At 41.9% G+C, this 12,166-nt stretch carries 12 protein-coding genes, 2 rRNA genes and 1 riboswitch; all 14 genes read right to left on the reverse strand.

Annotated features, from left to right (window positions below):
• Positions 1 to 28 precede the first annotated feature (28 nt).
• Positions 29 to 598, reverse strand: a complete 570-nt coding sequence (gene purN / locus AC3EA5_RS09975) for a phosphoribosylglycinamide formyltransferase (RefSeq protein WP_488608196.1) — start codon at positions 596 to 598, stop codon at positions 29 to 31.
• Positions 588 to 1,652 (reverse strand): phosphoribosylformylglycinamidine cyclo-ligase, encoded by a 1,065-nt coding sequence (gene purM / locus AC3EA5_RS09980; RefSeq protein ID WP_488608197.1) that lies wholly within the window; start codon positions 1,650 to 1,652, stop codon positions 588 to 590. Before purM ends, purN begins: the two co-directional genes overlap by 11 nt.
• A gap of 11 nt (positions 1,653 to 1,663) precedes the next feature.
• Complete coding sequence (gene purF / locus AC3EA5_RS09985) at positions 1,664 to 3,085, reverse strand: amidophosphoribosyltransferase (protein WP_488608198.1); 1,422 nt, start codon at positions 3,083 to 3,085, stop codon at positions 1,664 to 1,666.
• Complete coding sequence (gene purL / locus AC3EA5_RS09990) at positions 3,061 to 5,292, reverse strand: phosphoribosylformylglycinamidine synthase subunit PurL (protein ID WP_488608199.1); 2,232 nt, start codon at positions 5,290 to 5,292, stop codon at positions 3,061 to 3,063. Before purL ends, purF begins: the two co-directional genes overlap by 25 nt.
• A complete protein-coding gene (purQ, locus tag AC3EA5_RS09995; RefSeq protein WP_488608200.1) occupies positions 5,276 to 5,959 on the reverse strand; it encodes a phosphoribosylformylglycinamidine synthase subunit PurQ in 684 nt (227 codons plus the stop codon). The genes purL and purQ overlap by 17 nt, the downstream gene beginning before the upstream one ends.
• Positions 5,956 to 6,210, reverse strand: coding sequence for a phosphoribosylformylglycinamidine synthase subunit PurS (gene purS, locus AC3EA5_RS10000; RefSeq protein WP_488608201.1), 255 nt, complete (start codon positions 6,208 to 6,210; stop codon positions 5,956 to 5,958). The genes purQ and purS overlap by 4 nt, the downstream gene beginning before the upstream one ends.
• Positions 6,207 to 6,923: a phosphoribosylaminoimidazolesuccinocarboxamide synthase gene (purC, locus tag AC3EA5_RS10005; RefSeq protein ID WP_488608202.1), complete on the reverse strand. Its 717-nt coding sequence runs from the start codon at positions 6,921 to 6,923 to the stop codon at positions 6,207 to 6,209. The genes purS and purC overlap by 4 nt, the downstream gene beginning before the upstream one ends.
• 14 nt (positions 6,924 to 6,937) lie before the next feature.
• On the reverse strand, positions 6,938 to 8,233 hold the full coding sequence (gene purB / locus AC3EA5_RS10010) for an adenylosuccinate lyase (protein WP_488608203.1): 1,296 nt from the start codon (positions 8,231 to 8,233) through the stop codon (positions 6,938 to 6,940).
• Between the two features lie 13 nt (positions 8,234 to 8,246).
• Entirely contained in the window at positions 8,247 to 9,371 is a 1,125-nt protein-coding gene (purK, locus tag AC3EA5_RS10015) for a 5-(carboxyamino)imidazole ribonucleotide synthase (protein ID WP_488608204.1), read from the reverse strand.
• The gene (gene purE, locus AC3EA5_RS10020; protein ID WP_394189362.1) at positions 9,368 to 9,856 is read right to left on the reverse strand and encodes a 5-(carboxyamino)imidazole ribonucleotide mutase; all 489 of its coding nucleotides are present in this window, start codon (positions 9,854 to 9,856) and stop codon (positions 9,368 to 9,370) included. Before purE ends, purK begins: the two co-directional genes overlap by 4 nt.
• Positions 9,857 to 10,098: 242 nt before the next feature.
• Positions 10,099 to 10,199: riboswitch (purine riboswitch) on the reverse strand.
• Between the two features lie 98 nt (positions 10,200 to 10,297).
• Positions 10,298 to 10,486 carry an NETI motif-containing protein gene (locus tag AC3EA5_RS10025; protein ID WP_394189364.1) on the reverse strand — a complete coding sequence of 63 codons (189 nt, stop codon included), beginning with the start codon at positions 10,484 to 10,486 and terminating at the stop codon, positions 10,298 to 10,300.
• The gene (locus AC3EA5_RS10030) at positions 10,483 to 11,004 is read right to left on the reverse strand and encodes a DUF2179 domain-containing protein (protein ID WP_488608205.1); all 522 of its coding nucleotides are present in this window, start codon (positions 11,002 to 11,004) and stop codon (positions 10,483 to 10,485) included. The genes AC3EA5_RS10025 and AC3EA5_RS10030 overlap by 4 nt, the downstream gene beginning before the upstream one ends.
• Positions 11,005 to 11,601: 597 nt before the next feature.
• A 5S ribosomal RNA gene (gene rrf / locus AC3EA5_RS10035) occupies positions 11,602 to 11,717 on the reverse strand.
• 86 nt (positions 11,718 to 11,803) lie between these two features.
• Positions 11,804 to 12,166 (reverse strand): 23S ribosomal RNA (locus AC3EA5_RS10040); the annotation flags it as partial.

Consider the following 12,166-nt stretch of genomic DNA (forward strand, 5'->3'; position numbering starts at 1 on the left):
GCCTTCATGACCCACAACACGCGGGCCGTTAACTCCATAGTTGTTGTAACGTTTTTGTATAAACCTCATGCTCGATGGAATGAATGCGTTGTTCTGCTTGTTCTCGATTACAGCCTTCAATATCGACGGCTTTTTGCGCTAAAATCGGACCAGTATCCATGCCGGCATCAACCGTATGAACCGTTACACCTGTTACTTTGACACCGTGAGCAAGTGCTTGCCCAATGGCGTCTTTTCCTGGGAATGAAGGAAGGAGCGACGGATGGATATTGACGATTTTATTCGCATAAGCCTCAAGCAATGTTTCTCCAATAAGACGCATGTATCCAGCTAATATCAACCATTCAACATCTAGTTTGGTCAATTCAGTTAAAATTGCCTGCTCATACTCCGTTTTAGAAATAAAGTCCTTTGGTCGAATGGCAATCGCAGGAACTCCCGCTGCTGCTGCACGCTCAACTACATACGCTTGAGGGCGATCGGTTACTACTGCAACGACGTCCGCGTGTAAATCATGCTTTTTAGATGCGTCAACTATCGCTTGAAAATTGCTGCCGTTTCCTGAAGCGAAAACGGCAATTTTCGGCTTACTTTTCATCGCCTAGACTCCCGTCATGTCTTCCGTTGAAATGAACACCTGTGACATCCACTACTTGTCCGATTTCATAAGCTTTTTCACCATGTTGAAGCGCTAATCGAATCGCATTCTTCGCTTGTTCAGCAGGAAGCGCAATAACAAACCCAATGCCCATATTGAAGACATTGTATAAATCTCGATCTGATAAAGAACCTTTATCCTTCAACATTTGGAAGACAGGAAGCACTGGCCATGAGCCAAGATTGATTTCAACGCCAAGCCCTGCAGGCATCATACGTGGCAAGTTTTCATAGAAACCGCCACCTGTAACATGAGCCATTCCATGGACATCTAAGTTTTGATGAATATCAAGAACTGGTTTTGCATAAATCTTCGTTGGTTCAAGAAGCCCCTTACCAATACGGCCAAGTTCTTCATAACCCGCAACATACGAATCGATTTCATAACCTTGGTCTGCAAATACGATTTTACGCACTAACGAAAATCCATTGGAATGAATTCCACTTGATGCAAGACCGACTAAAACGTCACCCGCTTGAATTCGTTCGCCAGTCACTAGTCGAGACTTCTCAGCAACTCCAACTGCAAAGCCAGCAACATCATACTCATCTTCTTCGTAAAGTCCTGGCATTTCAGCCGTTTCTCCACCGATTAAAGCAGCACCAGACTGTACACATCCATCTGCTACACCTTTAACAATTTGCTCGATTTTGGCAGGTTCCGCTTTTCCAACTGCTAAATAGTCGAGGAAAAACATTGGCTCTGCGCCTTGAGCGACAATATCGTTTACACACATCGCGACACAATCAATGCCGATTGTATCGTGCGTATCCGTCATAAAAGCTAATTTCAGTTTCGTTCCGACACCATCTGTTCCAGAAATCAGAACAGGTTCTTTATAATCTAAGGCCGACAAGTCAAACATGCCGCCAAAACCGCCAAATGCACCCATAATCCCTTTACGTGCCGTGCGGTCAACATGCGATTTCATTCGTTTTACAGCTTCATAGCCAGCTTCAATGTTCACACCAGCTTGTTCATATGCTTTCGACACACAATCGCCTCCTAGCGAGCCAATTCTTTTTCGTGCGGTAAAATCGTATCCGGGTAAATTTCTGTTGGGTAATTATTTGTAAAACAAGCTAGACAATGCCCGGCTTCAGGACCTTCATCTGTTCGTCCAATCGCTCGTACCATTCCTTCAACCGATAGGAAGGTTAATGAATCTGCGCCGATCAGTTCACGCATTTCTTCAATACTGTTATTCGCTGCAATTAATTCAGCGTTTGTACTTATATCGATCCCGTAAAAACAAGGATTTTTGATTGGCGGCGAGCTGATGACTACATGGACTTCCGTTGCTCCCGCTTCTTTTAACATCGTGACAATTCGGCGAGAAGTTGTTCCACGCACAATCGAATCATCCACCATGACTACACGCTTGCCGTTAACCACTTGTCGAACTGGTGATAGCTTCATCTTCACACCACGTTCACGTAAATCTTGCGAAGGTTGAATGAACGTACGACCTACATAGCGATTTTTTATTAAGCCTAACTCATAAGGAATGCCTGTTGATTCTGAAAAACCAATCGCTGCAGAAATACTCGAGTCAGGAACACCTGTTACGACATCTGCTTCAATTTGGACTTCTTTCGCCAGTTCTTTTCCTAAACGTTTTCGCGCTGTATGAATATTGATGCCATCGATGTCTGAATCCGGACGTGAGAAATACACATATTCCATCGTACAAATCGCGCGTTTCGCAGGAAAAGCAAAACGTTCCACACGCAACCCTTCATCATTAATGATCAGCAATTCCCCAGGTTCAACTGAGCGAACCACTTCTGCCCCGATAATATCGAAAGCACATGTTTCTGAAGCGACAACCCAAGCATCTCCAAGCTTTCCAAGTGAAAGTGGACGCAAACCGTTTGGGTCAAGTGCAACCGTCATTTCATCTTCTGTCATCATAATGAACGCATAGGCACCTTTAAGTAAGGACAACGCATTTTTAGCACGTTTTTCAAAGGTCGAATAGCCACTCTTTTTAATTAAATGCGCCAAAACTTCTGTATCGGAAGACGTTTGAAAAATACTTCCTTGGCGTTCTAAATGTTGCTTTAAATGATTGGCATTTACTAAATTACCGTTATGGGCAATCGCTAAACTACCAGTTGTTGAACGAAACAAGAGTGGTTGAACATTCTCAATTCCGCCACCACCTGCAGTCGCATAACGGACGTGGCCTATTGCGCCACTTCCTTTTAAATGGTCCAGCTTCCCGTTACTAAAGACTTCATTCACAAGACCCTCGCCCTTTACAGCTTGAAGCGTCTTGCCATCAGTCACGACAATTCCTGCACCTTCTTGTCCGCGATGTTGCAACGCGTGCAAGCCATAATACGTAATTTGCGCCGCGTTTGGGTCACCCCAAATTCCAAAAACGCCACACTCTTCGTTTAACCCTCTGAGTTCAGCAAGCATGGAATAGCTCCTTTCCAAGCAGATTTGAATTCTTCAACAGAACCTGAAATCCACTCTTCGCCACGTTCATTTCGAATGATGACGGCATGATCTGATGTGACATTACCTATTTTCACTGCATCTTTTACGATCTCTTCAAAGCTCTTCGCGTTTTGTTCTTTAACCGTAACAATGAAACGTGATTGTGATTCACTGAATAAAGCCGTAATTGCTGAACCAGAAATCGTAACGTCTACTCCAAGGTTGTTAGCACCAAACGTTTTTTCGGCCAACGCAACAGCAAATCCACCTTCTGCAATATCATGTGCAGAAGCAACCAAACCTGATTGAATTGCTGTTAATAAAGCCTCTTGACGAGCTGCTTCAACTGTTAAATCGATAAATGGTGATTTACCGAAAATACGACCTTCGACCATCTTTTGCAACTCACTGCCACCAAACTCCGTCATCGTTTCTCCGATTAAGTAAACGAAGTCTCCAGCAGATTTTACGTCTTGCGTTGTTACATGTGATAAGTCTTCCACTAATCCAACCAAACCAATAGTTGGTGTTGGGTAAACAGCGACACCGCTACGTTCGTTATATAACGATACGTTACCGCCAATGACTGGTGACTCAAGTGCTAAACAAGCAGCAGCCATCCCGTCAGCCGATTTTTCAAGCTGCCAGAAAATCTCTGGTTTCTCTGGATTACCAAAGTTTAAGCAATCGGTAATCGCAAGTGGTTTCGCACCTGAACACACGACGTTACGTGCAGCTTCTGCCACCGCAATTTTGCCACCCATTTCTGGATCTAGATAGATGTAGCGAGAATTACAATCTGTTGTCATTGCTAAGCCTTTGTTCGTTCCACGTACGCGAACGACTGCCGCATCTGAACCCGGTGTCACAACTGTGCTCGTACGTACTTGATAATCATATTGATCGTAAACCCATTCTTTAGAAGCAATGGTTGGTTGTTTCAATAAATTCAGCAGTGTTTCTTTATAGTCAGATACTTGAGGTTCTACATTATCCATCGCTTGGTATTCCGTGAAATAAGCTGGAACACTTGATGGTTTATGGTAAACAGGCGCTTCTTCAGCTAAAGCATCAGCAGGAACTTCTGCCACTACTTCACCTTTATGAAGTAAACGAAGCATTTTATCATCCGTAACATGTCCAACTGACACAGCATCTAAATCGTATTTTTCAAATAGCTCTTCGATTTCTGCTTCGCGTCCTTTTTTCACGACAATTAACATACGCTCTTGTGATTCAGACAACATCATTTCATAAGCAGACATACCTGTCTCACGCTGCGGGATAAAGTCTAAGTTCATTTCAACACCAAATCCAGCTTTAGAAGCCATTTCTGCTGAAGATGATGTAAGACCTGCAGCACCCATATCTTGAATCCCAACGAGTGCATCTGATTTCACTAATTCTAAGCAAGCTTCCAGTAATAGCTTCTCCATAAATGGATCCCCTACTTGTACAGCTGGACGTTTTTCTTCAGACGTTTCGCTTAACTCTTCAGATGCAAAAGTAGCACCGTGAATGCCGTCACGTCCTGTCTTCGCTCCAACATACATCACTGTATTGCCAACACCTGATGCAATTCCTTTTTGGATGTCTTCATGGTTAATTAAGCCGACACACATTGCATTCACTAATGGATTTCCTGCATAACAATCGTCAAACTGCACTTCGCCACCAACGGTTGGAATCCCGATACAGTTCCCGTATCCGGCAATTCCTGCAACGACTTCTTCAAATAAATAACGTACGCGAGGACTTGTTAATTCCCCAAAACGAAGTGAATTTAACATCGCAATCGGACGGGCTCCCATTGAAAAGACGTCACGGATAATACCACCAACACCGGTCGCTGCACCTTGATAAGGTTCAATTGCAGACGGGTGATTATGTGATTCCATTTTAAATACAACTGCTTGTCCATCTCCAATATCAACAATCCCTGCACCTTCACCAGGTCCTTGCAAGACACGAGGTCCAGTCGTTGGGAATTTACGCAAAATCGGTTTCGAATTTTTATACGAACAGTGTTCAGACCACATGACCGAGAATAAACCCGTTTCCGTGTAATTCGGCAGTCTACCTAAAATGTTTTCCACCATTTCGAATTCAGCATCGGACATACCCATTTGTGAATATAGTTTCTGATCTTTAATTTGTTGCGGATTTGGTTCAAGCATGACTGACATGAGATTCCCTCCACTGTTTAACGATTGATTTGAAAAGTGCTAATCCATCTGTTCCACCAATTAGTTCATGGACAGCACGCTCAGGATGCGGCATCATGCCAAGTACATTTCCTCGTTCATTGATAATCCCAGCAATATCTTCTACACTGCCGTTTGGATTGTCATTGTATGTGAAAACAATTTGGTTGTTTGCTTTTAATGAAGCTAGCGTTTCTGCGTCACATGTGTAGTTTCCTTCACCGTGTGCAATCGGAACTTTAAGAACGTCCCCTTGATTATATGAATTCGTAAACATCGTATTTGCATTTTGAACCGTTAACTCAGCTGTGCGACACATGAATTTTAAATTTTTATTGCGAAGTAAAGCACCAGGTAAGAGACCAGCTTCCGTTAAAATTTGAAATCCGTTACAAATACCAAGAACCGGTTTACCAGCTTCCGCTGCTTTCTTCACTTCATTCATCACATTTGAAAATTGAGCAATAGCACCACAGCGTAAGTAATCTCCATATGAAAATCCACCCGGTAGTAAAATACCGTCATAGCCACTTAAATCTTTCGTATCATGCCAAACATATTCAACTTCTTCACCCAGCTCGTCTTTGATCGCGTGATACATATCTATATCACAGTTCGATCCTGGGAATACGAGGACTGCAAACTTCATTTGCTGATAGCCTCCTCGACATCGTAACGGTAATCTTCAATGACTGTATTTGTTAGTAATTTCTCGCACATTTCCTTTACAATCACATCTAGTTCACGTTCTGAGTCATCCACTTGAAGCTCTAAGTATTTTCCAATGCGTACGTCTGCTACTTCGCCATAGCCCATTGTATGAAGTGCGCCCATCACTGCTGAACCTTGTGGGTCTAATACGCTTTCGCGAAGTGTTACATAGATTTTTACTTTTTTCATTGTGGTTGTCCTCCTAGACGGGAAAGTATAATTTCATATGCGTCCGTTAATTGACCAAGGTCACGTCGGAACACGTCTTTGTCTAACTTTTGTTTTGTTTTTTCGTCCCATAATCGGCACGTATCAGGTGAAATTTCATCAGCAAGTAGAACATTTCCTTGTGCGTCTCTACCAAACTCTAGTTTGAAGTCTACGAGAATCACACCAATTTCATTGAAGAAACGAGTCAACACTTCATTGACTTGAAGACCCATTTTATAAAGGGTCTTCACTTCAACTGGTGTAGCGATATTCAATATTTCAATATGTTCTTCCGTAATAAGTGGATCTCCAAGCTCGTCGTCTTTGTAGTAAAATTCAACGATTGGTCGAGGCAGTTGTATTCCTTCTTCTAAACCTAAGCGCTTCGCTAAACTCCCTGCTGCGATTTGGCGAACAACGACTTCTATTGGAATGATGTCTACTTTTTTTACAAGTTGTTGATGATCAGATATTTGTTCAACAAAATGTGATTCAATGCCAGATGCCTTCAATTTTTCAAACAATAAAGAAGTGATTCGGTTATTTAACGTGCCTTTTCCAGCGATTTCCGCTTTCTTCTCTCCGTTAAAAGCAGTTGCACTATCTTTATATTCCACAAAAAGAATGTCCTCTTTGTCTGTTGTATATAATCGTTTCGCCTTACCTTCATACAAAAGTTGACCTTTTTCCACGTGAATTCCCCCGATTAATTTAGTCCGAGACGTTCAAAAATCATGTCGACATGTTGAATATGGTAGTTATAGTCAAAGCAATCATCTAATTCTTCTTTATTCAAATGAGCAGTAATTTTCTCATCTTGATCGACCACGCCTCGGAATGAAATTTGGTTTTCCCAAGCTTCCATTGCACAAGGTTGAACGGTATCGTAGGCTTCTTCGCGAGCTAGCCCTTTGTCGATTAAAGCGAGAAGGACACGTTGTGAATAAATCAATCCTAATGTACTGTCCATATTGCGTTTCATATTCTCAGGGAACACCGTTAAGTTTTTAATGATGTTGCCGAAGCGATTTAACATGTAATTTAAAGCAATCGTTGCATCCGGTAAAATGACGCGTTCGGCTGAAGAATGAGAGATATCACGTTCGTGCCATAATGAAACATTTTCATAAGCAGTTAGCATGTATCCACGAATTAATCGAGCAAGACCCGTCATATTTTCTGAACCAATTGGATTGCGTTTATGTGGCATAGCTGAAGATCCTTTTTGCCCTTTCGCAAATGACTCTTCCACTTCACGCGTTTCTGATTTTTGCAAACCACGAACTTCCGTAGCGAATTTTTCAACAGAAGTAGCGATTAATGCAAGTGTGCTCATGTATTGTGCATGGCGGTCACGTTGAAGGGTTTGTGTAGAAATCGGTGATGCTGCAATTCCTAAGTTGTCACAAACATACTTCTCAACGAACGGATCGATGTTCGCATATGTACCAACCGCACCAGACATTTTTCCTGTTTCAATCGATTTCGCAGCCGCTTCAAAGCGCTCTACATTTCGTTTCATTTCTTCATGCCATAAGGCAAGTTTTAAACCGAAAGTTGTTGGTTCTGCATGAACGCCATGAGTGCGTCCCATCATAACGGTGAATTTATGTTCTTTTGCTTTATTCGCCAAAATCTCAACAAAGTTATTTAAATCTTTACGAAGAATTTCATTTGCTTGTTTGATGATGTATGAAAGGGCTGTATCCACCACGTCTGTAGAAGTTAAACCGTAGTGAACCCATTTGCGTTCTTCACCAAGTGTTTCAGAAACAGCACGTGTGAATGCCACTACATCATGACGAGTTTCTTCTTCGATTTCTAAAATACGATTCACATCAAACGAAGCATTGGCGCGAATTTTCGCTACGTCTTCTTTTGGAATATCGCCAAGTTCAGCCCATGCCTCACATGCTAATATTTCAACTTCTAACCAAGCTTGGTATTTGTTTTGCTCTGTCCAAATTGCTCCCATTTCAGGGCGTGTATAACGTTCAATCATATTTGTTCTCCTTCTATTCTGACCAAATGCCAGAATGCTCGATTTGTTTTAGGGTTTCATTTAGATCGTCTGTCAAAATTGTGACATGACCCATTTTACGTTTTGTTTTTGCTTCTTCTTTTCCATACAGGTGTATGGACCAATTCGGATATTTGGGAATCGCGTTTGATAACGGAACAACATGTTCACCTAATACATTCACCATCACCGTTTGTTGGTGTAACACAGGCTTTCGAAGCGGCCACCCGCAGATTGCACGAACATGCTGATGGAACTGTGAAATCGTACAACCTTCTATTGAATAGTGTCCTGAGTTATGAGGTCTTGGAGCTAATTCATTAATCACAATCGTGTCATCTTCTAGCACAAACATTTCGACTGCTAAAGTACCCACAAGATTTAAATGATCCGCAATTTGTTCAGCCGCTTTTGTAGCTTGTGTTAAGACCAAGTCTGTTACTCGAGCTGGCACAATCGTTTCATGTAAAATATGATGTTTGTGAATATTTTCTCCAGCAGGTAAACAATACGTTTCTCCACTGCCATTACGCTGGACAATCACTGAAATTTCTTTCGTAAAAGGGACAAAAGCTTCTGCAATGCAGGCACCATGTTCGAATAAAGGCGTTGCTTCAGGTAAATCTTCTATTGAATTCAGTTTAACTTGGCCTTTGCCATCGTACCCACCAAAAGCCGTTTTGACGATACAAGGGAAACCTATGTCTTCAATCGATGCTTTTAGTTCAACATGACTTGTTGCTACTACGTAATTGGCAACAATGACACCTGCTTTACGAATCTCAGCTTTCTCCGTAATGCGGTTTTGTGTGATGCGAACCAAGTCTGCACCTTGAGGTACGTAAGCATATTCAGATAATCGTTTTAAGCCTTCAAAATCAATATTTTCAAATTCATATGTGATGACATCGCTAACTTCTGAAAGCTCTTCTAAAGCCGTCTCATCGTCAAAAGAGGCGATAATTTGAATGTCAGCAACTTGACCACATGGAGAATCCATACTCGGATCAAGAACTGCAATTTTAAACCCAGCTTCTTTCGCAGCAAGTGCGATCATTCGCCCTAGTTGCCCGCCACCGATAATACCGATTGTTTGTCCAGGATAGATGGTTTTGATCATATTAAATCACCATTGCTTTCAAACACTTTTTGTTTCGTCGCTTCACGTCTTAAATCTAAATTGTGAGCAAGCGTTTGATCGGTCATCGCAAGCATTTGTGCTGCAAGTAAACCTGCATTTGTTGCTCCTGCTTTTCCGATAGCAACTGTAGCAACAGGAACACCACCCGGCATTTGAACGATTGATAATAAAGAATCCAGTCCATTTAAAGCTTTCGATTGAATTGGTATACCGATTACAGGCAATGTCGTTTTTGAAGCAACCATCCCTGGTAAATGCGCTGCACCACCTGCACCTGCAATGATCACTTGAATACCTCTTGCTCTTGCAGAAGATGCATATTCAAACATTAAATCCGGTGTTCTATGTGCCGATACAACTTGTTTTTCATATGGAACTTGGAGTTCATCTAAAATGTCACATGTATATTTCATTGTTTCCCAATCACTTGAGCTTCCCATAATGACGCCTATTTTCGCATCCATCGACTATCGCCCCTTAGATTAAGTTTCAAAGTATAAGGTATTTTCATTCCGCCCGAGTATGTAATTTCACTCTTTAGCTTTCGCTTACGGAAGGTCCATCATGTATCCATCAAAAAATCCCCAAATAAACTGCTCATTATGCATGAAAAGCAGTTTACTTGAGGACTTTAAAGAACTAGGGCTATGAACACCTGACATATACGTATATAAATACATATACCGACTCACATCCTTTGCTTTATCCAAAAGTTGCTTTCCCGCATAGTCCGGTCATTTACGGTGACCTGGTAGAGACGCTAAAGCCAATTCCTTAGCATATATGGGGATATTTAATGTTTACCTATTCATATTCTAACAAGTGCTGATGGTACAGTCAACGTTAAAATGCGAACGATTAATTTTCAGAAAACATTATTGTTCGGTTTTTAGCCCATTTATTGGTTATTCAGAGATGTACGTACCTTTAAATTGGATAATTTGGCGAATCGGAATAATCTCACCATCAACTTCTTGGAATACAGGCTCTTCTCTTCTGCCCATAGGCATATACCCTTCCGTCTTCATCCGTTCAAGACATTCATCAATCGATTCTGTTTCTCCAACTTCAAACCAAACAGTCTTTTTCTTCATTTAAATAACTTTCCTTTCCGTACCGTTTTGACCCAAAATCCACCATGAATTGCTTTCGGTTCATACGCAATGATAAATGCTTTCGGATCGAGTTCCTTAATCGTGGCATAAAGCTTCAATTCATATTTACGAGGAGTCAGAATTTGCATCGCTTTGCGATTCCCCTCTAAACCGTTCGCTTCCCAATCGGTCACTCCGTATCCTTTATCACGTAATAAACGGGGTAATGTTCGGTTCTCCTCCGTCGTGATTACATTTACCGTGATATAGCCGAGTGCCATTTTTTCTTCAATCTTTGTGCCGATAATAACGCCAGTTCCATATCCAAGTGCATACGCAATTAGATTTTGAATCTCATTTAAATTATCAAGAACTAGTCCAAGTCCAACCACATAGACTACAACTTCAACGACACTGAGAGCTGCAGCAAAATATCGATATCCCTTTAACGTCATAATCATTCGAATGGTAAAGAACGTGACGTATACGATATTTATCGTGAATATAATGAGTATCATTAAAATTGCTTCCGAAGTCATAATAACCAACCTTTCCCAAACTCCATTAAGCCCCTATCTTATTAGAGTTGTGACTATATTTCAAGGAATACATATTTTAGAGGCTGATTTTCATTGCGCCGGACGCTTTCCGGGGGGCACTTCTTTAGCCGCTTCCTTCGCGATGCTCAGTCCAGGGTCTAAAGTTCGTGCTGATCCCCCCAGGAGTCGCCGCCTCCATTTCAATCAGCAATGGTGAATAGATGATTAATTTTCCTTATATAGATTAAAACTTCAAGAAGATTACTTTTATACAGTTTATTTATTCCCATTGATTTATTATAAATAACCGCACTAATAGAAAACGTGTCAGTTGGTTCGCCAACTGACACCATTCTTGCACGTTAAATTGTTTGGAATTTGTGAATTTTAGAATGTGATGCTTGAATCCTTGAATCGACCATGCGAATTCTAGAATAGCACCGGCCAAATGGAGAATAGCCCTATCCAATCCTTGAATATTACCCGCGAAATGGAGAATGTCACGATTTCCCCTACCTCACTCAACCTAAAAAAGAACACAAAAAAACCAGTACCTCTCGGTACTGATTTCTTAGTGCCTAACGACGTCCTACTCTCACAGGGGGAAACCCCCAACTACCATCGGCGCTAAAGAGCTTAACTTCCGTGTTCGGCATGGGAACGGGTGTGACCTCTTTGCCATCATCACCAGACAATATGCAATTAGAAAGAGTTATTCTTTCAAAACTAGATAACGTTTGATAACAAGTTTCACTTCGCTTTTACACTTTATTAGACTGTGGTTAAGTCCTCGAACGATTAGTATCTGTCAGCTCCACACGTCACCGCGCTTCCACCTCAGACCTATCAACCTGATCATCTTTCAGGGTTCTTACTCACTTACGTGATGGGAAATCTCATCTTGAGGGGGGCTTCATGCTTAGATGCTTTCAGCACTTATCCCTTCCGCACATAGCTACCCAGCGATGCCTTTGGCAAGACAACTGGTACACCAGCGGTGCGTCCATCCCGGTCCTCTCGTACTAAGGACAGCTCCTCTCAAATTTCCTGCGCCCACGACGGATAGGGACCGAACTGTCTCACGACGTTCTGAACCCAGCTCGCGTACCGCTTTAATGGGCGAACAGCCCAACCCTTGGGA

This window comes from Paenisporosarcina sp., assembly GCF_057785155.1.

Excerpts from the sequence above, each read along its gene's own strand:
- purL (WP_488608199.1), bottom strand. The coding sequence starts at position 5,292 with ATGTCAGTCATGCTTGAACCAAATCCGCAACAAATTAAAGATCAGAAA.
- purK (WP_488608204.1), bottom strand. The coding sequence starts at position 9,371 with ATGATCAAAACCATCTATCCTGGACAAACAATCGGTATTATCGGTGGC.
- purF (WP_488608198.1), bottom strand. The coding sequence starts at position 3,085 with ATGCTTGCTGAACTCAGAGGGTTAAACGAAGAGTGTGGCGTTTTTGGA.
- purS (WP_488608201.1), bottom strand. The coding sequence starts at position 6,210 with ATGAAAAAAGTAAAAATCTATGTAACACTTCGCGAAAGCGTATTAGAC.
- AC3EA5_RS10030 (WP_488608205.1), bottom strand. The coding sequence starts at position 11,004 with ATGATACTCATTATATTCACGATAAATATCGTATACGTCACGTTCTTT.
- purQ (WP_488608200.1), bottom strand. The coding sequence starts at position 5,959 with ATGAAGTTTGCAGTCCTCGTATTCCCAGGATCGAACTGTGATATAGAT.
- AC3EA5_RS10025 (WP_394189364.1), bottom strand. The coding sequence starts at position 10,486 with ATGAAGAAAAAGACTGTTTGGTTTGAAGTTGGAGAAACAGAATCGATT.
- purB (WP_488608203.1), bottom strand. The coding sequence starts at position 8,233 with ATGATTGAACGTTATACACGCCCTGAAATGGGAGCAATTTGGACAGAG.
- purE (WP_394189362.1), bottom strand. The coding sequence starts at position 9,856 with ATGGATGCGAAAATAGGCGTCATTATGGGAAGCTCAAGTGATTGGGAA.
- purN (WP_488608196.1), bottom strand. The coding sequence starts at position 598 with ATGAAAAGTAAGCCGAAAATTGCCGTTTTCGCTTCAGGAAACGGCAGC.